The organism is Candidatus Leptovillus gracilis, from assembly GCA_016716065.1.
Lineage (GTDB): Bacteria > Chloroflexota > Anaerolineae > Promineifilales > Promineifilaceae > Leptovillus > Leptovillus gracilis.
Genome location: JADJXA010000002.1, coordinates 46,663 through 71,148, shown reverse-complemented (window position 1 = coordinate 71,148; position 24,486 = coordinate 46,663). Strand labels below are relative to the sequence as shown.

General features: G+C 54.9%; 17 protein-coding genes and 1 pseudogene. 8 read left to right on the top strand and 10 right to left on the bottom strand.

Features of this window, described 5'->3' with window-relative positions; translation table 11 throughout:
• Positions 1–6: 6 nt before the first annotated feature.
• The 6 genes from IPM39_04630 to IPM39_04605 form a co-directional block, all read right to left on the bottom strand.
• Positions 7–318, bottom strand: coding sequence for a hypothetical protein (locus tag IPM39_04630; GenBank protein MBK8985357.1), 312 nt, complete (start codon positions 316–318; stop codon positions 7–9).
• A gap of 236 nt (positions 319–554) precedes the next feature.
• Entirely contained in the window at positions 555–1,757 is a 1,203-nt protein-coding gene (locus tag IPM39_04625) for a hypothetical protein (protein MBK8985356.1), read from the bottom strand.
• A gap of 125 nt (positions 1,758–1,882) precedes the next feature.
• A complete protein-coding gene (locus IPM39_04620; GenBank protein ID MBK8985355.1) occupies positions 1,883–3,814 on the bottom strand; it encodes a type IV secretory system conjugative DNA transfer family protein in 1,932 nt (643 codons plus the stop codon).
• Entirely contained in the window at positions 3,811–4,398 is a 588-nt protein-coding gene (locus IPM39_04615; protein MBK8985354.1) for a hypothetical protein, read from the bottom strand. Before IPM39_04615 ends, IPM39_04620 begins: the two co-directional genes overlap by 4 nt.
• Positions 4,391–4,957, bottom strand: coding sequence for a hypothetical protein (locus tag IPM39_04610; protein MBK8985353.1), 567 nt, complete (start codon positions 4,955–4,957; stop codon positions 4,391–4,393). The genes IPM39_04615 and IPM39_04610 overlap by 8 nt, the downstream gene beginning before the upstream one ends.
• A gap of 160 nt (positions 4,958–5,117) precedes the next feature.
• Positions 5,118–5,621, bottom strand: coding sequence for a hypothetical protein (locus tag IPM39_04605; GenBank protein ID MBK8985352.1), 504 nt, complete (start codon positions 5,619–5,621; stop codon positions 5,118–5,120).
• 462 nt (positions 5,622–6,083) lie between these two features.
• Here IPM39_04605 and IPM39_04600 point away from each other — a divergent pair, with 462 nt between their 5' ends.
• From IPM39_04600 to IPM39_04590, 3 genes and pseudogenes are all read left to right on the top strand, one after another.
• Positions 6,084–6,485, top strand: a complete 402-nt coding sequence (locus IPM39_04600) for a DUF433 domain-containing protein (GenBank protein ID MBK8985351.1) — start codon at positions 6,084–6,086, stop codon at positions 6,483–6,485.
• A 129-nt stretch (positions 6,486–6,614) separates the two neighbouring features.
• Positions 6,615–6,868, top strand: a pseudogene (locus IPM39_04595) (type II toxin-antitoxin system HicA family toxin).
• The gene (locus IPM39_04590; protein MBK8985350.1) at positions 6,865–7,197 is read left to right on the top strand and encodes a type II toxin-antitoxin system HicB family antitoxin; all 333 of its coding nucleotides are present in this window, start codon (positions 6,865–6,867) and stop codon (positions 7,195–7,197) included. Before IPM39_04595 ends, IPM39_04590 begins: the two are co-directional and overlap by 4 nt.
• Before the next feature lie 111 nt (positions 7,198–7,308).
• On the opposite strand, the gene IPM39_04585 is transcribed toward IPM39_04590, so the two are convergent.
• The 3 genes from IPM39_04585 to IPM39_04575 all read right to left on the bottom strand — a co-directional run bounded on the left by IPM39_04585 (position 7,309) and on the right by IPM39_04575 (position 9,253).
• Positions 7,309–8,391, bottom strand: a complete 1,083-nt coding sequence (locus IPM39_04585) for a hypothetical protein (GenBank protein MBK8985349.1) — start codon at positions 8,389–8,391, stop codon at positions 7,309–7,311.
• Between the two features lie 163 nt (positions 8,392–8,554).
• Positions 8,555–8,755, bottom strand: a complete 201-nt coding sequence (locus IPM39_04580; protein ID MBK8985348.1) for a hypothetical protein — start codon at positions 8,753–8,755, stop codon at positions 8,555–8,557.
• A gap of 165 nt (positions 8,756–8,920) precedes the next feature.
• The gene (locus IPM39_04575) at positions 8,921–9,253 is read right to left on the bottom strand and encodes a hypothetical protein (protein ID MBK8985347.1); all 333 of its coding nucleotides are present in this window, start codon (positions 9,251–9,253) and stop codon (positions 8,921–8,923) included.
• A 305-nt stretch (positions 9,254–9,558) separates the two neighbouring features.
• Between IPM39_04575 and IPM39_04570 the strand changes: the two genes are divergently transcribed.
• Genes IPM39_04570 through IPM39_04550 form a run of 5 tightly spaced genes read left to right on the top strand, consistent with a single transcriptional unit; the run spans position 9,559 to position 20,341 of the window.
• Complete coding sequence (locus tag IPM39_04570; GenBank protein ID MBK8985346.1) at positions 9,559–14,706, top strand: DEAD/DEAH box helicase; 5,148 nt, start codon at positions 9,559–9,561, stop codon at positions 14,704–14,706.
• A gap of 9 nt (positions 14,707–14,715) precedes the next feature.
• The gene (locus IPM39_04565; protein ID MBK8985345.1) at positions 14,716–17,643 is read left to right on the top strand and encodes a DEAD/DEAH box helicase family protein; all 2,928 of its coding nucleotides are present in this window, start codon (positions 14,716–14,718) and stop codon (positions 17,641–17,643) included.
• 57 nt (positions 17,644–17,700) lie between these two features.
• Positions 17,701–18,270 (top strand): hypothetical protein, encoded by a 570-nt coding sequence (locus IPM39_04560; GenBank protein ID MBK8985344.1) that lies wholly within the window; start codon positions 17,701–17,703, stop codon positions 18,268–18,270.
• A 13-nt stretch (positions 18,271–18,283) separates the two neighbouring features.
• Entirely contained in the window at positions 18,284–19,831 is a 1,548-nt protein-coding gene (locus IPM39_04555; GenBank protein ID MBK8985343.1) for a trypsin-like peptidase domain-containing protein, read from the top strand.
• Positions 19,832–19,885: 54 nt separating this feature from the next.
• On the top strand, positions 19,886–20,341 hold the full coding sequence (locus tag IPM39_04550) for a hypothetical protein (protein ID MBK8985342.1): 456 nt from the start codon (positions 19,886–19,888) through the stop codon (positions 20,339–20,341).
• An 834-nt stretch (positions 20,342–21,175) separates the two neighbouring features.
• On the opposite strand, the gene IPM39_04545 is transcribed toward IPM39_04550, so the two are convergent.
• Positions 21,176–21,307: a YoaH family protein gene (locus IPM39_04545; protein MBK8985341.1), complete on the bottom strand. Its 132-nt coding sequence runs from the start codon at positions 21,305–21,307 to the stop codon at positions 21,176–21,178.
• Positions 21,308–24,486: the final 3,179 nt, after the last annotated feature.

Below are 24,486 nucleotides of genomic sequence, written 5' to 3'. Positions count from 1 at the left end.
GGCCGGTTACAGGTTTTCCCAGAACTCTTTATCACCCGGGGTCAGCTCATCCTTTGAGGAGAGGTCGTCCGCCGATTTGGCTCGACGCAAGACTTCGATGACCACTGGGTGAACATCCTCCGGGTTTATCACAATCTCCAGTGGCGGTGGCATATTGATGCTGCCTCCAGGTAACCCCAAAACTTCGGCTTTTTCCAAAGCGAGAACACGCAAGGCATCGCTACAACTACGCCGCATCTGAGCGGCAACTTGCTCGATAATCTCGCGCTCTTCTTTGGACATACGGACCTGTACTGTCAGTTTTCTTTTGCTAAACATGTTTATTTGCCTCCTTTTGGCAATGGTTTGTATGGGTGTTGTCACCCGATTGCCGCAACCATAACTGTCAGATGTCCGCCTGACAGCCGAAGTTGATCAAATTGATGAAGTTGATCAATTTGACAGCCAATTGGAGAACGAATATGACGCCCTTATCCCTTCGGAAAATAAAACTCCCCACCAGATAGCCTGATGGGGAGTTTGTCTGAAGAACAATATGGTGGCGGAACGACCGTTTACGTCGTGTTGCTCACCAATTCCCACTCTTCACGATTCAAGCGCGTTCGCAGGTAGTTGAGATAATCTGTGATTTCGTCCGCAGAATGGCTGGAATACTCGTGCAGCCAGGTGACAACGTTCCAAGAAAAGGAAGGCTCGTGCCATTTCGCCAACAGGACGCCTGCTTTTTCCAACGTGTTTTTACTCGGTCCATGCTTCTGACAGAGCAAAGAGGGGTCGGGGATGGGTTTGCCCTGAACAATAGCGGCCTGACGCCGCGCCGCCATGCGACAGATTTTCAGCAAGGACTTCTTGTAAAGGCGCGGACGGATCGGCGGCGGCATCATCGAACGGTTTACCCTGGCAACTGCCAGATCGTCTAACAATCCCATTGTGGCTGTTGATGTGTGTGACCCAAGAATGGCCGTGCCATCCATCTCGGCTTGTTCCACCGTCAAATCCAATGACGCGGATTCTGGACGTGTTGCCGTCGCAATTGCAGCCGCATGAGCCGGTTTCGGCGGTTCGCCCAGAAAAATTTCCGGCTGCGAGACGTCGTCGGACGCCAGAAAAATGCCCTGGCTCACCGCCGGCGGCTGCCCGAAGGCAGTCCGCAAACGCCTCATGTAATCATCAAGAAAAGCAATAATCTGTTTCCGATTCTCTTTGTCAAACCTCTCATTTTCGCCCAAAAGCACCTGCAGATAACAGCGGCCATTCGACAAATCATGGAAGCGAAATTGCATCAGTCCCATCTCTTCAGCTTTCTCTGTCGCCAGGGGGTGACCAGCGGTCCAGTCTTGACCTGATACATGAAAGATTTCAAAGACCGTTTCGCGCACAGCCAGTTCTGCCTGTAGACGTTTCCAAAGTATTTGTCGCCACGACCATAGTTTTTTCAACAATTCCCAGGGACGTTCGGGCATGTCCTGATAGAAGGGGCCGATTACGACCTGCCACAGCGTAACCTGGCAAATATACAGGTTGGCGGCAAAGATACGATGTGGCTGAACGGCATATTGTGGCAAGACCAGGCTTTTGCCCTCCAGGTACAGCGCCAAGATCTTGATGGCTTCGGTGACAGGGCAGCAGAAGAATAACTCCAGGCGATCCCAACGTTCGACAGGGGTTCTGAGGGTATGGCAAACTAAACGCCACTCGTCGGTATCCCATTGCGGTTGAATGGGGTTGTGTGATTGTTCATTTGATGTAAATTCCATCGTTTTCCTCTGGCAAACAAGACCACGGATAGACTGGGGTAACGGCCGTTGGTCGGTGGGACCGAACAGGTCTTCGTTTCTCCTGCCATATCCGTGGTCTCGTTCATTGTGCGATACCTCCGGGGTTACTTCAGCGGTTTCTTGGGTGAAGCACTGTTGTTGGCCGAATACGGCATCTCATTACCGGGGCCTCCCTCATTGCCGCCCTGGCTATTTTCCGGGGTGTCGCTCGGCGTCGTGTTGTCCCGCTCGACAGGCAGCGGGGCCGACCGCTGCTCCATCCATTTGGTGTAAACCCGCGCTGGGTGCTCCAGCTTGAGTGGCTTGGGCGCAGCCGGCAGATTCTCGAGCTTGTCCAACGGGTTGAGGCGCTGGCCGATAAAGCGGTACTGACGGTCCTTCTCGGTGATGACAATGACCTGGTCTTTGGGCAGCGACATCACCTCCGTCGGTTTGAGCAGTGGCTCCTCGTGCATCGTCTGCCCGACGCTGTAATCCTGGTAGCCATTGACCTGTCCCGCCTGACCGCCGGTGGCGTAACGCCGGGCGCTGCTGAAGCTGCGGTTGGCGCGCCGCGTCGTGCCGTACAGAGCCGAAATCCGCCGCGCCGTTTCCATGTCATTGGGCGGATACCAGACCTGATGAGCCGTGTTGGAGAGGATGGCTTCGGTCCCGGTACGGCCGTAGATCCCTTCCAACTGCGCCAGCGCCTGGGCGTACATAAGCATGGTGATGCCATACCCGCCCACTGTGGCCAGATACGTCTCCAGATTGCGCAGCCGCACAGCCGCCAACTCGTCCACCGCCACCAACAGGCGATGTTTGGAATCTGTGTGGTTCATGTGATAACGCATCAGGCCGGCCAGGATGGCAGCCACCACACCGCCAACTCCCTGTAGTTCGGTCAGGTTGTAGGTGATGTAGATGGTGGCGTTTTCACGCTCCCAATATAACGGGATGCTGTTGAGGACGGTGCGCGGCGCGATGGTGTCGATGTGTTTCTGGTAGTTGTACAGCCGGGTGGTGAAGGTGCCATAGGCGGAAGCGACAAAGCGGTCCTGGTTGAACAGCTCCGGCGGCAAGTTGTTAGTGAACTTGCGCACCTCGCGCCGCGCCGCTGGAACACTGTCCATCGCCCGCAGCGCCAGGGTGAAATCGTCGGACGCCGCATCCAGCAAGACGCGTATCGGGTCAATTCGCCGGGCTTTGGCATAATGCCCGACCGCTTCAAACAGACTCAGGGATTTGTCAGCAAAGATACGCTGTGTATCCTGTTCGGGCTGGAGCAGCTGGTCGTGCAGTTCTTTGATGTCATCCGAGTCTTGCAGGTTGTACAGTTTAGACAGGGCAACCTCGTGGCCGGGGATGTGGTACACCGGCCCCAGATGCTGCTTGCGGAACCCGGCCGTTCGTTTGTACTGTTCGCCTTTGGGGTCCACAATAACGGCCGTTCCCGGCCAGTGCAGCAGCGTCTCGGTCAGGTGCAGTCCCTTCCCACTCCGGGTTGGTCCAGACACCAGGACATGCCCCTGGCCTTGGGCCAGGTCTACCCCCACCGTCACCGGCTTCTTTTTCCGACCAGTCGCTTTCACCGTGGCCAATGGGACGCCATTTTCAATGACCAGCTTCTCCGCGACCTCTTCGTCGTCCAATTGTCCCTGCGCTTTGCGCTGAAGAGCGGCCTCCCGCTTCTGCACGACTTCCGGGTTAGGCGTCGCATTGAAAATGAAGCCAATGGCTCCTCCAACAACAAGTCGAAGGACAATCAGGTAACGCCAGGCGACGCTGGGGTCATGGTTGGTTTCCTGGATAAAACCAGTGATCTTCAGGAAACCCCACCAGAGTCCCATCGGCCCCATCAAACCAGAATAGATTACCCGGACAACCGGTGTGTCCACAGCCCGGATGGCGGCAACATGATAATAGCTGACTACCGCGCCTATCAACCAAAACAGCAGGAAAATAAGCAAAGCTATCCGCCAGCCCTTTTTTGTAGCCGGCGGCGCGTCATGCCACCAGCGTTTGAAATAACTGTAATTGTTTTCTGATGTGTTCAAAGTTCCATCTCCCATTGCCGGGTCAACTCTTGGACCGCGGCTTGTTGTGGCACAGGTATCACCAATTCCATGGCCTGCTCCCGTTGTTGGGCGGCAAGGTATACCTGTTGACTGTGTTCCAATTCCTGACGAACCGTCAGCCACCACTGACGAAAGGTGGGGCCGGTCACGCGGATGTCCTCATCGCCGAAGGCTAGGACATGGGCATGCGAATGGTGGCTGTCCTGGTGGACGACGAGCCGCCACTCCGGGAACAAGTTCCCATCTGACCCACCCGCCTGCATCGCCCGGCCATAGGCGGCCGCTTCTAGCTGCGCCTCTTTCACGGACAGGATGAGCTGGTGGGTGTAGGGATGGGTTTTGCCCCGTTCGGCCACCCACTGCAAGACCTGCTCGTGGGTCAGCGGACGACCGTCTTCGCCATACCACACACCACGCTGCGGCCGGACCGACTGCTCGGCCGGTCGGCCACGGCCGTGGGCCAGGTAGTGGGCCAGCTTGCGGGCCGCCGTCGCCGAGGCGCGGCCGGTGGGGGTGCGGTTGGCGTGCGTTTGCAGCCGCACGACGCTTTGGGCATTAGACATCGGCCACCTCCTCCAGACGGCCGTCCAGCGCCGCCAGGCTGATGTCGCTCTGGGCTGCGTCGGAGGGGGTGTCTTGTAAGCGGGTGATGATGTCTCGTAACGGCCGTTTGAGCACCCGCTGCTGCCGCTTCCGCGCCAGACCACGCATTTCATCGTAGATGGCTCGGATACGGGCGTCGAGGGTATCGTCGGGTGCGTAGCTGACGCCCAGCCGGTTCTCGAAGTCCTGCGGATGCTTGACAGCTTCCAGGCGCACGACCTGGAGGAGCAGCATCGTGCTCAGGTCGTGGGCCATGGCGGCTTCGGCCGCCGCCAGCAGGCTGAGTTTGGCCAGCCGGTTGAAGTTGCGCTGCAAGGTTTTGTCCACCACGTCTTGCAGCAGTGGCACGAGCAGAATCGTCAGGTCGGCCTTCATGCCAATGAGCGCCAGCGTTTCGATGGCCGCGCTGAAGGTCATCTGGTGGGATTGGGCAAAGGCATGAATTTGCCCATGTCCCTTTTTTGTCAGAGTCACGGTTTTGCGTTGGGTTTTCCCATACCGTGATTGTGCGTTTATCAAGTGGGTACCTCCTCGCCCGACCGAAGCACATTCGGACAGGCGGGTAAACGAAAGCAAAGGTACGGCAAGACGGTGGTCAGACAGGGCCGACCAGCCGCCAGACACAGCCGCACAGGGCGGTTGTGCCAGAGCAGATTATTTCGTTAACCGTTGGAGGGTGTTAGGGGGCGAGAAGTAAGGCAGCGCGCCCAAAGAGGGAAATGGGCGCTTTGCTCTTGGGGGATAACTGAGGCTGGCGGAGTTGCAATTCCGTCTGGATGGAACTGCGCAGAGCCAGAACCACAGCCAACATCTGGGCCAGGTGGCGCAGAGATTGCAGCCAATGCAGGCACAGTTGCGGCAGGTAGATGAGGGCCTGGTTTTGCAGAATCAGCCCAGCGGCATGGACGCCGCCCATCAGCCAGTAGGGGGTGAAGCTGAAGGGGATGAAAGCCAGATAACTTACGACGGCGAACATCCAGGCGTTGCCCTGGAAGTGAGCCAGTGAGCGCAGCGTCCAGAAATCTGACTGCACTGTCGAACCGACGATGATGACAAAAAGGAGGGTAGCGGCGACGAAGCGGGTGGTCAGCCAGGCGTTGGCTCTGGCGCTCAGGCGCAGAGTCTGCCGGAGGGTGACCGGGGGAGAGATAGTTTCAGATGGGTGTTGCTTTATTTTTGTCATAATTATCAGAACATCCGTTTGTAACAGCACATACTTTGCCATAAATTGGCGCGAGAATCAAGTTAATAATACGTTAACGGCCGTCAGGAATGATGCGTTTGGGACGAATTGTGCATCTCTATGTTCTAAACCGAAAAATCTAAACTGGTTGTCTCCCATCCTTCTCTGCGACATACGTAGGGTTCTCATTCTACGCTGCGGTTAGCAGACGCATGATTGAGGGTGGCGGGTGGGCTGGGCGGCGTGACGCATGTCACGCTGGCGGCGTTTGCCGCCACCGGGTGGGCGGGTGGGAAATACGCGCAACCGCGAGGGTTTGGTGGACAGCACAGAGATGTCGCTAGCCAGCCACCTTCTACGGTCGTGCCCAATACAGGCAAGGTCGCATTCGACTCATCAGAGAGTTACTTATCTGTTCGATGTGGTATATGATGTCTCTATACACATCACTTGAGGTGCGAGATGGCGAGATATGCTTTGAATTTACCCCAACAGCTAAAGCAAGAGGCGGAAACCTGGGCGCAGCGCCAGGGCGTCTCCCTGAACCAGTTTATCCTCTGGGCGACGGCCGAAAAAGTGGGCGCCCTCAGCCAACGGTTGGACGACCCGCAGTTCCCGCAAATCACCTACCGGCGCGGCGCGAGTGGCATCCCTGTGCCCGTCCTGAGAGGGACGGGCATCCGGGTGCAGAGCGTGGCCATCGCCCATGAGCAGTGGCAGATGAGCGTCGCCGACATCGCCGCCGAATATGAGCTTTTGGTCAGGCAGATAGAGGAGGCGTTGGCCTTCTATGCCGCCCACCGGCCGGAAATTGAGTTGCACATCGCTTACGAAGAACGGCTGACGGCCAAACAGGATAGCTGACCCATGTTGTCCTGAGCGCCGATGGGGCTTATCTGGCGTTGCCGAGACATTGTCGGAGTGGGTGCGTGGACTATCAAGCAGCCCGATAAACCATTGCCCGCGATAGCGCATTTTGCTATCATAGTGGCGATGAACAAGCGACAGGGGAAGACCCTGGAGGCCATCTTCACCAAGCCTGTGCCGACTTCATTGGCCTGGGACCAGATTGAAGGGCTGTTCCTGGCGGTTGGCGCAAAGCCGATTGAGGGGAGAGGGTCACGAGTGCGCTTTGAATTGAATGGTATCGTCACCACGTTCCATCGCCCCCACCGCACAAGGAAGCAAAGCCCTATCAGGTGCGTGATGCGCGACATTTTTTAGAGCAAGCAGGAATAAAGCCATGAAAACAATGACCTACAAAAGCTATGCGGCGCGGATTGCCTACAGCGACGAAGACCAATGCTTCGTCGGCCATATTGCCGGGATTCAAGATGTAGTCGGCTTTCATGGCGAGTCGGTCTCCGAGTTACGCGCCGCCTTTGAAGAGGCGGTGGACGATTACCTGGAGACGTGCGCCCGGCTGAATCGCCCGCCGCAAAAGCCCTATTCGGGCAAGCTGATGCTGCGCATCCCGCCCGACATCCATGCAGCCGTAGCCATCGCCGCCGAGGTGAGCGGCAAAAGCATCAACCAATGGGCCGCCGAGCAATTTGCCGACGCTGTGCAGGCGTAAGGCGGTTTTTGGTAGACGAAAACGGCTTTCCCTTTCTCGCCTTTGGCGAAAAAGAAAAAAAGAAGGTCTGACGGGCAACCGCCAGACCTTCTCTTTTTGTACCCGTTGCGTCTAAATCACGCCAAACATCACCTGCCGCGATTCGTTGATACGCCCCAGATTGCCCGTCGCCTCTTCGAGGAAATCCACCAGCTTCCGTTCCAGCGCCAATGACTTCTGCCAGAGCTTCTCTTTGGTCAGCGACCCCGCCGGCCCTAGATGGACTTGCCGGGAGCAGATACGGCCGTTCACCCTTCGCCCCTTTTGCAGCGCCGCCACCATCTTGCCCGGCTTCCGTTTGTCCTGGCGATAAGTGATGGTGTAAATCCCGTGTGGAAAGACGACGATTTTGCGCTGCGCCAGTTGCAGCCAGCCTTCGCTCAACGTCTCAAACCACTGCACCCGCATCTCGCCGCGCAGCCGGATGACCTCTCTCCCCAACGGAGCCAACTCGGCAAAGGGCAGCAAGAAATCGTGGCGGTATTCCTGGTAAATCTTGACCAACGAATCCCATTCCAGGTCGCCAACGGCCGTTGAGACCTCCTCCCACAGATGACCAGTCAGCTTCATCGCCAGGATGAGCGCGCCCCTGTACATCTGCTCTGGATACCAGCGCTCGCTGCTCATGCCCACCAGGATGATGAGCAAATCGCGGAAGAGGTCGGCGACTTCGGGCGGCGGGCCATCTTCCCGGCCCATCACCGCCCACTCAACCGGGCGCGGCGCCAGGTCGTAATCGCGGTTGTCGGGCAGCCGCCAGGCCAGATTGTCATCGCCATTGTCGTCATCGCTGTCTATGCTGTCGGCGGTGTCTATCACACAGTAGTTGCGGGCGACGAGGGATTTCCAGCCGCCGTTCAGCCCACGGATGTGAACCCACGCATAGTTTTTCAGGGCGGTGCGTGCGCAGGTGTAGGCATAGGCCAAGGGCTGGTCACTGTTTTCGAGAAAGGCCAGCAGCGCGGTCTGAGTCATGTCTTGCCAGTGAGTGCGCCACTCACGGCCGTCAAAGCCATGTTGCTGCCCCAATTCCCGCGCCAACCCGCCAGCCCGCTGCTGAAGTTCAGCCAGAGGCACGTCGCGGGTCAGCCGGGTGGTTGCCGGGGTATCCGGCGCTTGTGAAACGATTGTTTCTGGATTAGAATGCGTAAACATGTTTTCGGCCCTCCTGCGGCCGTAAACTGAGAAGCCGGTTGAGGTCGAATCTCAACCGGCTTCACTCTTTCTCCTGACCGGACACCCGGCCAGACCAACGAAAATCAAGCTCCCTTTATTCCCCTGCCCCTCATCCCCCCTGCTCCCCATCTCCCCCACTCCCTCACGGAGCCGACGACAAGTAATCGTGCCCCTGCTCTTTGAGGGCGCGCAGGGCTACGCCCCAGGCGTCGAGGGCCTGATCGCCCTGGTGAGTTTCCCATTGGGGTTGGACGGCCGTTTGCTTCTGGCTGCTTTGTTTGCCGGGCACGCGCCGCTGGTTGGCTTTCAGGTAAATTACCTTTTGTGGGTCTGGTTTGTTCATGAGGCCTCCTCAGCAAGAGCAAGAGCTAGAGCTAGAGGAAGAGGTCGCTTCCTCCTCTCGCTCTAGCTCTAGCTCTCGCTCCTGGAATGCAAAAGAGGCAGTCTGGTGAGACTGCCTCTTTTCTAATGACATATGCGGTTATTTGATAAGGTTGGTAAACGGCCGTCAGCCTACAACGGAATCGCCTTCATTTGCCGGGGTTGGTAAGGTGGCGGGGAACGGCCGTTGCCACCAGACAGACCAACCGGCCCATCGTACCGGCTCTTCGCCCAGGCAGGCGGTGTAGCTCAGGTGCAGCTTGCCGCCGGGCATGGGCAGCGCCAGGCTGATGGTCGCGTCACGGTGGTCTAGAACGACGCAGTAGTTGGCGTCCAGGCGGAAGGGGCCGAGAACGGCCGTGCAGGCGTCTTCGTAGGGGCTGTGTTGTTCGTCGTCATGGCGCGTCCAGCGGCTGTTCATCAGGCGGGTGATGAGGTGAAAGATTTGTTCGTTTAGCATTTGGGTCTCCTTTTGGTTAAATGGGGTTTATTGGGCCAGCAAGACGCCGGCCCATTCTCGCCTGCCTGCGGCCGTAGGCCGCTTTGACTGGCTCGTCCCAAGAGGCTGCAAAGAAGGGGACAACTGTTTCACATAGTCGTGGTTTGGGGAAAATGAAAAAAACGGCTTCCTGTCAGGAAACCGGCCTTGGGGGTTGATAACGGCCGTTTTCGATTAAATCAAGGTAGCTGCTCAGTTTGGCGGCATTTTGGTATACTTGTGGCGTTAGCGTCCATCGTTTCCATGCAAAAGTTCAGGAGTGTCTCGTGGATATATTCAATATTCATTCTCAGATTATCCAGCAATACCGCGATTACGTGTCCAGTTTTCTAACAGTCGCCGATGACCAAATTGAAACTTTCATACAAAAAAACCTTATTCAAGACCGGAAACTCTGGCCTGACGCCCTGCTCCAGCTAAATCCCGCTTACGAAAAAACAGCAACGGTCACCCAACTGGTACAATCCGGTCGTCTTCATTCCGAGTGCGACCCTATTTTCCGCAACAAGCACAACCAATCCTTCCACCTCTATCGCCACCAAACAGAAGCCATCGAGATTGCCCAACGATCTGAACCTTACGTTGTGACCAGCGGTACCGGCTCCGGCAAGACCATGGCCTACTTTATCCCCATCTTCGACGCCATCCTGCGGGGAAATCCGGCGCAAAACAAAGTACAGGCTATCATTGTTTACCCCATGAACGCGCTAGTCAACTCGCAAGAAAAGGCGCTGCAAGAGCTGGCCGACCGGTACAAAGCGCGAACGGGTCAGGAGATGCCGGTGCGGTTTGCCCGCTATACCGGTCAGGATACCGACGCCCATAAGGAAAGGGTGCGGCAAAATCCCCCCCATATTCTCCTCACCAACTATGTGATGCTGGAACTGATGTTGGTTCGGCCGCGTGAAAGCCAGTTTGTTGGTAAACAGGCGTCTAACTTGCAGTTCCTGGTGCTGGATGAACTGCACACCTATCGTGGACGGCAGGGGGCGGATATTGCTCTGTTGGTACGCCGTCTAAAAGAGAATATCGGCAACCCGAATCTGCTAACCATTGGCACTAGCGCCACGATGGCCACTGGCGAGACGCGAGCGGAACGACGCACGGCCGTTTCTGAATTCGCCAGTAAATTGTTCGGCACACCTCTTAAGTCAGATAACGTGATAGAAGAATCGCTGCGGCGGCTCATGCCTGCTCCAACGACAGACAAAGCAACCTTGCGCCAGGCGGTGCAAGGGCCACTGCCGCTAAATGATTGGCTCTCATTCAGCCACCATCCCCTGAGCGCCTGGATCGAAAACTGTTTTGGCGTGCGCGAGGAGGAGGGCCTCCTGCGGCGACAAATACCCATCACTCTGCAAGAAGGGGCAGTTAAACTCGCCGCAGATACGGAACTGCTCGTAACTGACTGCGCTCGTAGGCTGCAAGAAATGCTGTTATTGGGCACGACAGTTTTTACCCCAGAGAGGGACGCCGCTTTTGCCTTTAAGCTGCACCAATTCATCAGCCAGGGCGGTTCGATTTATGCCACGCTGGAAGAGCCGGAAAAGCGGTTGCTTACGTTGGAAGGACAGTATTATGCCCCAGGAGAAGGGGAACGGCTGCTCTATCCCCTTGTCTTTTGTCGCGCCTGTGGGCAGGAGTATTATACCGCACGGCAATCAGCCAACGGCCGTTTCCTCTACCCCGACACCATGCACATGAATGACTTGTTGGATGATGATGAATTGGAAGCCTCGCAATCTGGTTACGTCATGCTCGACCCCAACGGCCGTTTCCAAAACGAAATTGAAGCTATCCCTGAACATTGGCTGACCAAAGCGGGACGCATCAACCGGGATTACCAGCCCCATCAGCCGCAGCGCGTTTACGCGCGGGCCAATGGGCAGATAGAGACCCAACCCCAGGCCGACACACAGCCGAGCTGGTTCCAGCCCGAACCGTTTATGCTCTGTCTGAATTGTGGCGAAGCGTATACCCGTCGTGATAAAAACGACTTCCGTAAGCTGGCCCGCCTCTCCAGCGAAGGGCGCAGCACCGCCACTACCCTGCTCAGCCTGACGGCCGTTTCTGCCATGCGCCAGACAGACCTGGAGCCAGAGGCGCAGAAAATCCTCAGCTTTACCGACAATCGCCAGGACGCCTCGCTGCAAGCCGGTCACTTCAACGATTTTGTGCAGGTGGCCCTGGTGCGCGCTGCTCTGTATCAGGCATTGCGCCAGCACACCGCACTGGAATTTGAGCATATCGCCCGCCAGGTAATTGAAGCCATGGCACTTTCACTAGACGATATTTCCCGCCAGGAGAATCTCGACCCCACCAGCAAACAGGCCAGGGAAACCTGGGCCGCCTTCCATGATGTCGTCGAATATCGCCTGTACGAAGATTTGCGCCGCGGCTGGCGGCTGGTACAGCCTAATCTAGAGCAATGCGGGCTGCTTTATGTGGCTTACCGTGGGCTGCCGGAACTGGTGCAGCGAGAAGACATTTGGGGCAGCGTACCGTTTATGGACAGGCTAACCGCGGAACAGCGCGCCGCTATGCTAGAGACTATTCTGGATGAGATGCGGCGACAGCTTACAATTGACGTGGATTGTCTCAAACCGACGCCGCAAGAGGATTTGCGCCGGCGCGCCGCCGAATACCTCAAAGAACAATGGGGCTTCGACGAGTCGGAGAAACTGCGCTTTGCCAGCCTATTCGTCATGCCGGGCGAGCCGCGTATGTCGGGAGATTTTAGCCTCTCCACCCGCTCTGTCGTTGGCCGCTGGTTGAAAGGCGAGATCAAGCGGGCGTGGGGCGCCGAACCAGAAGCAGACCAATTTGATAAGGTTGTGAATGGGATTCTGGCCGGGCTGCGCCAATTTGGGATTGTCATCGAACAAGAGGAAGGATGGGGCAGCCAACAGCGGCGCGGCGTGCGGCTGCGCCCCAGCGCCCTTATCTGGCAGCAGGGAATGGGCAAACCGAAGCAAACGCCGTTACGCCGCTATCGCGCTTCTGGCGGCAACTATCAGGTGGTTGAGCAGGAAGCAAACCGTTATTTCCACGACTTTTACAGAAACGGCCGTACCCTCGCCAGTTTACAAAAAATGGAAGCGGCCGAACATACGGCCCAAATCAAGCCCAAGCTGCGCATCATGCGGGAAGACCGTTTCCGGGATGGGGATCTGGCTACCCTCTTTTGTTCACCGACGATGGAGTTGGGTGTAGATATTGCCGATCTCAATGCCGTCCACCTGCGCAACATCCCGCCGACTCCGGCCAATTACGCCCAACGCAGCGGCCGTTCCGGCCGCGCCGGACAGCCAGCGCTGGTACTGGCTTACTGCGCTATGGGCAGCGGCCATGACCAGTATTATTTCCGTAACCGCGCCCGGATGGTGGCGGGTTCTGTCATCCCGCCGCGCGTGGAGTTGAATAACGCCGATCTAATTCGCAGCCATATGCACGCTATCTGGCTTTCGGTGACCGGACTGCGCCTGGGCAGTTCCATCCTGGAAGTGGTGGATGTAACCACCGAAGCCTATGCCCTTCTGCCAGAAATTCAAACGCAAATCACCCTTAACCAGGCCCGGAAAGCGGCCTGCATAGATACTTGCCGCCGGGTGTTGGCCGCCTGCCAGCTTGACGCGGCACAAGCGGATTGGTTGCACGAGGATTGGCTGGAAGCGCTTATTGAGCGCGCGCCAGAGAGTTTTAATCGCGCCTTTGATCGCTGGCGAACGGAGTTCCGCCTGGCCTGGAGCCAGTTATTACAGGCGCAAAGCCTGAAGCAGCGGGCCATGCTGCGGCGCGGCCGCGAAGCGAGCGACGAGGCCAAACAGGCGACAATGCTGGAATTTGAAGCGCAGCGCCAGTTGGAACTGCTGCGCTGTGAAAATGTGAGCGTCGAGGAATCTGATTTCTATCCCTATCGCTATCTGGCAAGTGAGGGGTTTTTGCCTGGCTATAATTTCCCGGCGCTGCCGGTGCGGGCCTATCTGGCGAAAGGGAGCAAGGATGGCGAGTATGTCGCCCGGCCTCGCTTCCTGGCCCTGAATGAGTTTGGGCCGAACAACGTGATCTACCACAATGGGGCGAAGTACCAGGTGAATCAGGCACGGCTGCCGATTCAAGACCCAGAAAGGCGCTTCACGCGGGCCAAACTGTGCTATAGCTGCGGTTATTTTCACGAAGGGGACACGGCTCATCTGGACAATTGTGAACAATGCGGCGCGACGATTTCGGCGGAAAACGGCCGTTACCTGGAAGGCCTGCTAGAAATGCCCACTGCCGGGACAGTGCGCCGCGAGCGGATTACCTGCGATGAGGAGGAGCGGCTGCGGCGCGGCTTCGACATCCAGACTTACTTCCGCTTTGCCCAGGTGCAAAATCGGCCGCGTCGGAAATTGGCCGCTGTCACCGCCGCCAATGGGGATGCTCTGCTCAGTCTGACCTATGCGCCTTCGCTAGACCTCTGGCGCATCAACCACCGCTGGAAGCGACAGGCGGAGGATATAGGCTATCGTCTAGACATGAAAACGGGACGATGGGTCAACCAGGCCGAGCCGGCTGGCGACGGCATGACACGAGAGATTAAGAGCAATGTGCGCCTGTACGTGCGAGACAATGCCAATGCGCTGCTCATACGGCCACCGTTGGAATTCAGCGAGAATGAATCTTTCCTGGCCTCGCTGCAACATGCGCTGGTAGAAGCCATCCAGGAAACGTATCAGGTTGAGGAGAGCGAGTTGGCTTCTGAGCGCCTGGGACGTGGCGGTCAACGCGCCATTCTCATTTGGGAAGCATCGGAGGGTAGTCTGGGCGTGTTGCATCACCTGGCTGAAGAGCGCACGGCCGTTGCCGCTATCGCCCGCGCAGCCTTGAAGCGGCTCCATTTTGATGCGCCGGGCAATGACTTGCGTCCTGGCGACGATGAAGCGGAAGGCTGCGCTCGCGCCTGCTATGACTGCCTGCTCTCTTATTACAATCAGATGGACCATTGGCAGTTGAACCGGCACGTTGTTCGTGACTTTTTGTTGCTGTTGGCCAACGGCCGTACCCACACCGGCAGTGACGAACGTGAACAGGAGGCGCATTACGACCACCTGCGGGGTCAGACTGATGTAGACAGTGACCTGGAGCGCCATTTCCTGGATTATCTGCAACAAACGGGGCGTCGCTTACCGGATGCCGCCCAGGTGAACCTGGCAGACGCCTACAGCGTGCCCGACTTTTTCTACGAACCCAACGTGTGCGTTTTTTGTGATGGCAGCGTCCATGATGAGCCGCAGCAAAAAGCCCATGATGAGCAAATTCGGCGGCAGTTACGCAGTCAGGGTTATCGGGTGGTGGTGTATCGTTATGACGCTGATCTGGAAGCGTTGTGCCAGCAATATGCGGATATATTTGGCTCCAGCCAACTAGGATAGAGATTCTTTATGAATGTCCAACCCGGTGCTCTGGTCAGTTACCGTGAACGGGAATGGGTGGTTCTGCCATCGGATGACGACAATTTAGTGCTGCTCCGACCGATTGGCGGCAGCAGCCGTGAGGTGTGTGGTGTTGTCAAGAGTGTTTCTGATTTAATGGGGTACAGTCTGCCTTATGAGCGGATTGCCTCTGCCTCTTTCCCCTTACCGAAGCCAGATGCCGCCCAAGACCACACGGCCGTTTCTCTTCTCCAACAAGCTGCCCGTCTGCTGCTGCGCGATGGGGCTGCCCCTTTTCGCTCATTAGGCCATCTATCCTTACGCCCGCGTCCGTATCAATACGTGCCTTTACTGATGGCGCTGCGGCTGGAGACAATCCGGCTGCTCATTGCGGACGACGTAGGTGTTGGCAAAACCATTGAAGCGGGTCTGATCGCCCGTGAATTGCTAGACCGGGGTGAAATCCGGCGTACGGCCGTTCTCTGCCCACCCTATCTCTGTGACCAATGGCAAAAGGAATTGTCGGAGAAATTCAACATTGACGCCGTTGTGGTTCGCTCGGGTACTATTGCTCGGCTGGAACGGCAGGCGCCGCAAGACACCAGCATTTTCGCCCACTATCCTCACCTGATCGCCAGCATTGATACCGTCAAAAGCGACCGCTACCGCGCCAGCTTTTTGCAGCACTGCCCGGAATTTCTCATCGTAGACGAGGTGCATGGCGCCGCTGCTCCGCCTGGCGAAAAACGCTCCCGATCACAGCAGCAGCGGCATGAACTCCTACTAGATTTGGCAGAGAAGCAAAGCCGTCACCTTGTTTTGCTCAGCGCCACGCCGCACAGCGGGATGGAAAGTTCCTTTTTATCCATTCTGGGGCTGTTGAACCCTGAATTCCGTGAACTGAATTTAACGGGGTTGACATCAGATGAGCGGATTGACCTGGCTCGCCATTTTGTACAGCGCCGCCGTGCCGATGTGCGCAGTTGGATGGGTACTGACACGCCATTCCCCGAACGAGATACCACAGGGGCCGAACAGGCGTACACTTTCTCCCGTGCCTATCGTTCGTTTTACACTGATGTCTACACCTTTGCCCGTGAGCTGGTGGAATCGGCGGAAACATTGAGCGGCACGCGGCAGCGGATGCGTTTCTGGTCGGCGCTGGCGCTGATGCGCTGCGTCACCTCTTCCCCGGCAGCAGCCGAAGTGGCCTTGCGCCGCCGCCTGGAGCGGTTGTCAGATGAGGACACGGCTGATTTACTGGATCAATCCACCAGCGACGACCTTGACGTGGCTTTTGCCCCACTCATTTATGACCCCAGTGATGCCGAAACGGCCGTTGACGCCCCACCCAGTAATATCTTTGACTTGCAAGACCAGGATCCTGATTGGAATGAACGAGATCGCCGCCGTTTGCGGGATTTTGCCCGCACGGCACGCACTCTTATGGGCAGCGAAGATGCCAAGCTAACCCGCCTGACCGAGATTGTGGGGGAGATGTTGACTAACAGCTACCAGCCTATCGTCTGGTGCCGTTATATTGCGACTGCCGATTACGTGGCCGCGGAACTACAAGCGGCGCTCAGTAAAAAACACAAGGGATTGAAGGTAACGGCCGTTACCGGCACGCTTTCTGACGATGAACGACGCTTGAAGGTAGACGAACTGGCAACCTTCTCCCAGCGCATTCTCGTGGCAACAGACTGTCTCAGCGAAGGCGTCAACTTGCAAGAGCATTTTAATGCCGTTATCCACTACGATTTACCCTGGAACCCCAACCGCCTGGAACAGCGCGAAGGGCGTGTAGACCGTTTCGGCCAACTGTCACCCACAATTAAGGCGGTGCTCATGTTTGGCCAGGATAACCCGGTAGACGGGGCGGTGCTGGACGTGCTGCTGCGCAAAGCCCGCGATATTTATCGCACTTTGGGCGTGCGCGTGCCCATTCCAGAAGAAAGCGAAAGCGTGATGAATGTGGTGCTGCATTCCCTCTTCAAGAATGTGCGTGCTGAGGATGCTGTACAGTTGAGCCTGTTCGACCAGTTTGACGACAGCGGCAAGATGATTCGCCGCGTCCATGAGGAATGGACGGCTGCGGCTGAACGGGAAAGGGAAAGCCGTACTCGCTTTGCGCAACGGGCCATTAAACCGGAAGAAGTTGAACAGGAATTGCAGGAAACAGATCGGGTGTTGGGTCATCCAGATGATGTTGCCCGCTTTCTGGTTGCGGCCAGCCAGCGGCTGGGCTTTGGCTTTCGTCAAGTGCGTTCGCCTCATGCCAGGGTGACTGTTTATCATCTGAACCCGGGCACGCTGCCGCAAACAGTGGCCCTGCGCCTGAACCACGTGCCGGATCCCTGGCCTATTACCTTTGCTTCGCCCACGCCGGAAGGATTGAGCTACATCGGCCGTAATCACCCGCTGGTGGAAGGGCTGGCTGAGTATCTGCTGGACATGGCTTTTTATCCGGTAGGTGACTCATCTCCAGCGGCGCGCACCGGCGTGATTCGCACGGATCAGGTAAGCACAATGACGACGCTTTTGCTGCTGCGACTGCGCTTTTTGCAGTACGAGCGCGGCAACGATACGCCAACATTGGCCGAAGAGACGGTGATCTGGGGCTTTACTGGCTGGTTCCCCGCCCTTGTCCCGTTATCACCTGAAGCAGCGCAGTCGCTGTTGGACACGGCCGTTCCCACTGGCAATGTCTCTCTGAACGAAAAGCAGGAAATCCTGACCGATCTATTAAACCAATGGCAGAACCTACAACCCCACTTGGACTTGCTGCTCTTTGAACGGGCTGAGGCCCTACAGGCTGCCCATCGACGGGTGCGGCGTATGGTGCAGCAAGGTACGGTGCGCATTGAACCGCAAACGCCACCAGATTTGCTTGGTGTGGTTGTGTTATTGCCGGTACCCAAAGGGGTGCGTTCGTAAGCGTACCGCAAGAAGAAACAGTATTTAAACACACGACAATATGATTTGGAGAAAGTCATGAATCAACCATTGCAAAGAAATTTAAATCTACTGCTTAACCAAGTCACCAATGAGTTGGGATTAGATCCGTTCGAAGCAAAAATATTTCTTCAGAAATACTTAATTGATATGAGTTTGCCATCCCAGAGTGGTTTTGATGAGACGGTAAAAATCGTTCGAGATTCCAAGAGCGACGTAGTGCTTGCCACATCTTTGAAAATCCCCAATCTACGTTTCAAATTAGGAGAAGTCCTTCTTGAAATATATCGTACAGGTGTATTATTTTTTGCCTCGAAAGACAATCATCATAAGCAGTTGTTAATCGGTTTGGATTTCCTTCGCAAAATTCGTCAGCTCAGCACTATCACTATCTCCGAACAGCATGCTAATCTTTTAGTCATGATTTTTAAGCTTGCGCAAACGGAAACAAAGGTAACTGTTGATGCTGTTCAAGAACTTTTGATCGATGTACAAGATGGGAGAATTGCTAGCGGTTTATCAGAACTCGAGAAGCTTGGATGCATAAATGTAACGATGGGAGAAATTAAATTAAATGAAACAATAGATGTGATTAGTCAAAGTAAGTAATTCAGTGTGAGGTATGAATTTTAAAATGGAGGATTTTGGCACCCGTCAGTATACTGAACAGACGATTGCTGCACAAGTTTGTTGCATTGAGCTTAACCTGCACCCGGATGGTATCCAACCTCAACAGGGTACAGGCTTCTTGATTGCGCCAGATTTAATTCTTACTAACTATCATGTGGTTCAGTATTTGTTTAACATCGAAGATAAGCAGGCTAAAGGCGAATCTTGGGCTTGGCCAGAGGATGTAACTATATACTTTGATCGGTTTACAAATCCAATCCAGGATAAGATATCCAATGGCCTTCCTTTCACATTAGCTAAAAATTGGGCTATTGAATGGAGCAAGCATAGCTTAATGGATACACATGGTGAATCAAAACTCAAACCCATAAGTGTCGAAGAACTAGATTATGCAATTCTTCGACTAGCGGATCCTGTCGGAATGCAAAACCTTATCATTGAAAACGAAAATAGAAGACGTGGGTGGATCGGAATATCAGAACTCAGCTATGCATATAAACAAGACGAAGAGTTATTAATATTTCAATATCCAATTGGGATGCCGTTGCAAATTGCACGCGGTAAGGTAACTCGCAGTTTGAATGAGACTCGCACCCGAATATATTACCAGGTTGATGCAAATTATGGTTCATCTGGAGCACCCTGCTTTAATTCAAATTGGGAGCTTATTGCCATTCATCGTAGGCGCATACATGAGGATGGACGTGAAAACGAACGTGAGGGAATTCCAATCAGTGCAGTTGCAAACAGACAAAAGTTGTTAGATAGACCCTTTAGGCTACTAGTTAGTGAATCAGAAAAACATGCGGCTGGTATTACTACAAAGAATCTTCTATTACCGACTACTTCTGAACTAATAGCAAAAGTTTACGATCGTTTTGAATACGTTCCACAACGGATTCTGCAAACTCTTTTGGATGAAGTAGGCCAAAGCTCTCTGGGCACAGATAAGATGGATTTTCGTATATGGCTGCAACAATTAGTACAGCTTCGTACTCAGCCCGATCGCCAAACATGGACATATATGTGTTTGGAATTTCATTTAGGAGTAAACAATATGAATTACGATTTGTCGGCTTTTAGAGATTGTTCACCTTTTCTAACGGTACGCTTTATATACAGTGTCAACGACTCTCTAATGTCTCATTTAGAGCGACTCCAAACGCTTGAGCCAGAAATCCGGTATGCACCCCCTGATGTTCAGCTCGACAGCATCAACGATGCACGGGCTACAGTGGACAGTATAAGGAAAGAGATACTACAAACCTTGGTGCTTTTCGCTAAATATGATTTGAGAATTGCAGGCAAGGTGGCTGAAAGTAACAAAGCACTTATTCAGTGTTTGAATCGACTGTCGAATGGCATGAGGAGATCGAGCAGATTCTCCTCAGGACAAAGATCTCGAGGAACCACTACCACTTTCCAGGTTTCAGACAATCTTCAACAACTAGAGATAATGATGAAGAATTATATTGATTGGCTTATAGACTTGACCTCTGAAGCTGAAATCAAGTTGCAAACAATTTTTTCGGATAACTAACGAAATCAGGAGACATTTAACGATGGTTTTTCCAAAACCAAACGATAAGAATGTTTGATTGATGATGATAAATGTGTTGTTTTAATTATGGATACCGACCAACTGCACAGTTTGAGTTTAGGAGAGCTCACCAGCAAGTTGGAAGCACAGGCAAATCGAATAGAACGTTTGTACCAAATATTGTCGTTTAGGCGGGAAGAAAAAATAACTTTAGATGATGTTGAAGAAATCTTTATTTGTTCTCAGATTCTGGGAAAAAAGCTTAAACGATTGCAAAGAAATATTTTCTCAGAGGAAGATTCAAACCTCTCTATTGATGAATTAAAAGATGTGGTTGACATATTGAGTTCCATTCAAATAAGTTGCCATACTGCCTCTGATGAATTGATTGATGAAGAAGATGAGGATAATTTACATAAATTCAACCGCACTGTGTTTAAGACGTTGAGAAAGGAATTGAAACGCTTTGTACAGTATTCTACAGATCTTAAGAAACTACCGGTCTCATGAATTTCAAATATAAAATGATAAGTACAAAAGATGAGCAATCTTGATGACTGTGATTTGAACAATAAAAGATAACCCATGAATTTGATTAGTATCCGTGTTGAAGGCGGGCTGCTCTCGCCTGATTTTTTAGAAACCATTCATGAAGCCAATGGTCAGAAACCGCAGGACTTTGGCCTGAAACCCCGTGATTCCCTGGTGGATGAAGTCTCGGCCATCTGGGGGGATGTGCTGACTTACTGGAACGCCTTCCAGCGGCGTAAAGCCCGCAGCACTGAATCTCTCACCACCATTACCCGCGAACAATGGCTGCTGCCCCTGCTGGAAGCGCTGGGTTACAACCTTGCTTTCCAGCGCAGTGCTGTTGAGCTAGACGGCCGTTCTTACCTCATCTCCCATCGTGCTGGCGCGGATGAAACAGCGCCACCCGTCCACATTGTGGCCTACGACCAGGCATTGGGCGACCGCCCGCCATCGGGCCGCGCCACTCTTTCGCCCCACGCCCTGGTGCAGGATTATCTGAACCGCACCGATGACCATTTGTGGGGCATCGTCAGCAACGGCCGTATCCTGCGCCTGCTGCGCGACTCCACCTACTTCACCCGTCCCGCCTATATCGAGTTTGATCTGGAACAGATGATTCTGGGCGAACGGCTGGACGAATTTTTCCTGCTTTACCGGCTGGCCCACCGCACGCGGCTGCCTCAGCCCGACGCTGCCCCCGCCGACTGCCTGCTGGAGCAGTACCATCTGGCGGCCATCGAACAAGGCGGGCGCATTCGGGATGGCTTACGCCAGGCGGTGGCTGAGGCCATCCTCACTTTTGGCAACAGTTTCTTACGCCACCCGCACAATGACAATTTGCGCCGCCGCCTGCATCGTGGCGACCTGACTGTTGATGCCTTCTACCAGCAGCTTCTTTATCTCATCTACCGCCTGCTGTTCCTGATGGTGGCCGAAGAGCGCAATTTATTGGCCAGTGATGGCCCCACATCGAACTACTTCCGCCACTACTTTTCTGTGACGCGGCTGCGGCAGTTGGCCGATACGCCGTTGAGCGCCCCGGAACGCTTTGACGATCTCTACCTGGGGCTGCGCACGCTGTTTTATGCTTTCCATGATGAGCAGATGGCCGCGCAGTTGGGCGTGCCGCCGCTGAACGGGGAACTTTTCAGCCAGGAGAAAGCGCCCGATCTGGATGCCGCCTATCTCAATAACCGCGATTTGCTGCACGCCATCCGCCTGTTGAGCTACTTTACCCCGCCCGATGAAAAGGTGCGCCGCCGTGTCAACTACGCCGCCCTCGATGTGGAAGAGCTGGGCAGCGTCTATGAGAGTTTGCTCGATGAACAGCCGGTTGTGGATGGGTTGCCAGTGGCAAGTGGCGAGTGGCCAGCAAACGACCAGACGCCAGCCACGAATCACCAACCGCTAACATTTTCCTTCATCAGCGGCACGACGCGCAAAACGACCGGTTCTTATTACACCCCGCGCGAACTGGTCAACGAGGTGATCAAATCCGCCCTCGTCCCCGTCATCGAAGCCCGCCTGACCGCTGCCAGCCAATCCTTCGACAAGCTCGGGACAAGTTCTCCAATCTCTAATCTCCAATCTCCCGATTCCCCATCTCCCCAAGAAGCCGCCCTGCTCTCCCTGCGCGTCTGCGACCCCGCCTGCGGCAGCGGCCATTTTTTATTGGCGGCGGCGCGGCGGCTGGGCTATGAACTGGCGAAGGTGCGCAGTGGCGCGGATGAACCATCACCCGACTTGACCCGCGAGGCGACACGGGACGCCATCACCCACTGTATTTATGGCGTGGACAGAAACCCGCTGGCGGTGGATTTGTGCAAAGTGGCGCTGTGGATTGAAGGGTTCAGCCGGGGCAAGCCGCTGACCTTCCTCGATTACCGCATCCGCTGCGGCGATTCGCTGGTGGGGGTGCAGGAGTGGGCGGTGCTGGACGACGGCATTCCCGATGCCGCCTTTGACGCGGTGAGCGGCGATGACAAGACCACAGCCAGCGGCCTGAAAAAGCAAAACAAGGAAGAACGGGCGGGACAGATGAGCCTGTTTGACCAGTTGGGCGGCACAACACGACTGCCGGACGCCGCCGACTGGCAGGCGCTGGAAGAGATGCCCGAAGATACCCCGGCGCAGGTAAACGCCAAGCAGGCGCGGCACCGTGAACTGCGGCAGCGCAGTGAGCAGGCGCGCACGGAGGCCAACCTGTGGACCAGCGCGTTTTTTAGCCAGTTGACGCCGCAGAATCTGCCCAACATACCGACTACCGATGTCTTGCGCCGCTACCGCAGCGGGCAGGCGGTGAGCGGGCAGGTGGTGGGGGCGGCCAACGGCATGGCGGCCGAAAACCGCTTTTTTCACTGGCCTTTGGAGTTTCCGCAGGTGTTCGCTACTTCTCTTGTCATTCCGAGGTCCTCCGAGGAATCCCATTCCCCTGGTCATTCCAGGCCGTCGGGATTCCTCGCTGCGAAGACTCCGCTCGGAATGACAAAGGGCACAGGCGGGTTTGACGTGGTGCTGGGCAACCCGCCGTGGGAGCGGATTAAGCTGCAAGAGCAGGAGTTTTTTGCCACCCGTGATCCAGAAATTGCCACCGCCGCCAACAAAGCGGCGCGGGAAAAGCTGATTGAACAACTGCCCCAAAACAAACCTCATTTAGCGCAAGCATTTGCCCAGGCCAAACACGATGCTGACGCCGCCAGTAAATTTTTGCGGCAAAGCGGCCGTTTTCCCCTGACGGCGCGGGGCGACATTAACACATATCCGCTCTTTACTGAACTCACTGAGAATCTGATTTCTAATCAAGGTCAAGCAGGAATCATCATTCCTACTGGACTGTCAACTGACAAAACATACGCTGATTTTTTCACCCACCTGTTGGATGCAAAAAAGCTTATAGGTCTCATAGGGTTTATAAACTCGCGCAAAATTTTCCCTGCTATCAAGGATTATATTAAGTTTGGAATCATCACTATCGGGAAAGCAGAACAATCGGAGTTTATGTTTTTATTAACTGATGTGTCTCAAATCAACGATAAACGAAAACGGTTCCAGCTATCCAAAGAGGATTTCAGCCTTCTAAATCCTAACACACAGAACTGCCCCATTTTCCGCACGAAGATGGATGCGGAACTGACAAAGAAAATTTACCGGCGCGTGCCGGTGCTGATTAACGAAAAGACGGGCGGCAATCCGTGGCAGGTGCGCTTTGCCACGATGTTCCATATGTCGAATGACAGTAATCTGTTTGTTACGGAGCCGCTGCCAGAGCATTTGCCTCTGTACGAAGCGAAGATGATATTCAATTTCGACCATCGTTTTGGTACCTATGAAAATGCCACTCAAGAAAACATCAATGAAGGTAATCTTCCTCAGTTCACCGATGAGATGCACGCCAATCCTCATCATTTTATATTACCCCGCTATTGGGTTTCTCAGGTAATTGTGGATGATCGACTTTCTGGTTTTACGACGAGAAAATGGCTGTTGGGTTTTCGCGATGTTACAGGTAATGCTGCTGAAAGAACCGCAATTTTTTCGGTCATTCCTCTGGCTGGTGTTGGCAATAGTATGCCCCTCATTTTGTTTGAAAAAAATGCTTCAAGTTGCCTCGTGCTTTGTGCCAATGCAAACTTTAGCAGCCTCGTATTTGACTTTGCGAGCAGACAAAAGGTTGGCGGAGCCCACATGAATTTCTTCATTTTGAAGCAACTTCCAGCAATTCCGCCTGAAAATTTTGGATTAACCGCTCAAAAATACATCGCACCCCGCGTCCTTGAACTTGTCTACACCGCCTGGGACATCGCCCCCTTTGCCGCCGACGTGTGGCATGAAGCCGACGAACCGCTGCGCCAGGCGCTCCGCGCCCAATGGGAAGCTAACCGCCAGGCCACCGGCGGGCATCAGTGGGCAGTGGACAATGAACCGTGGTCAGTAAACAGTGGGGAGAAGCCGCCGTTTCCGCCGTTCAAGTGGGACGATGCACGCCGCGCCCATATCCGCGCCGAACTGGACGCCTACTACGCCCGCCTCTACGGCCTCACCCGCGACGAACTGCGCTACATCCTCGACCCCGCCGACATCTACGGCCCCGATTTCCCCGGCGAAACCTTCCGCATCCTCAAAGA

Coding starts and splice junctions, on each gene's coding strand:
- IPM39_04615 (MBK8985354.1), bottom strand. CDS start 4,398: ATGTCTAATGCCCAAAGCGTCGTGCGGCTGCAAACGCACGCCAACCGC.
- IPM39_04565 (MBK8985345.1), top strand. CDS start 14,716: ATGAATGTCCAACCCGGTGCTCTGGTCAGTTACCGTGAACGGGAATGG.
- IPM39_04580 (MBK8985348.1), bottom strand. CDS start 8,755: ATGAACAAACCAGACCCACAAAAGGTAATTTACCTGAAAGCCAACCAG.
- IPM39_04630 (MBK8985357.1), bottom strand. CDS start 318: ATGTTTAGCAAAAGAAAACTGACAGTACAGGTCCGTATGTCCAAAGAA.
- IPM39_04575 (MBK8985347.1), bottom strand. CDS start 9,253: ATGCTAAACGAACAAATCTTTCACCTCATCACCCGCCTGATGAACAGC.
- IPM39_04560 (MBK8985344.1), top strand. CDS start 17,701: ATGAATCAACCATTGCAAAGAAATTTAAATCTACTGCTTAACCAAGTC.
- IPM39_04590 (MBK8985350.1), top strand. CDS start 6,865: ATGAAAACAATGACCTACAAAAGCTATGCGGCGCGGATTGCCTACAGC.
- IPM39_04585 (MBK8985349.1), bottom strand. CDS start 8,391: ATGTTTACGCATTCTAATCCAGAAACAATCGTTTCACAAGCGCCGGAT.
- IPM39_04625 (MBK8985356.1), bottom strand. CDS start 1,757: ATGGAATTTACATCAAATGAACAATCACACAACCCCATTCAACCGCAA.
- IPM39_04605 (MBK8985352.1), bottom strand. CDS start 5,621: ATGACAAAAATAAAGCAACACCCATCTGAAACTATCTCTCCCCCGGTC.
- IPM39_04600 (MBK8985351.1), top strand. CDS start 6,084: ATGGCGAGATATGCTTTGAATTTACCCCAACAGCTAAAGCAAGAGGCG.
- IPM39_04555 (MBK8985343.1), top strand. CDS start 18,284: ATGAATTTTAAAATGGAGGATTTTGGCACCCGTCAGTATACTGAACAG.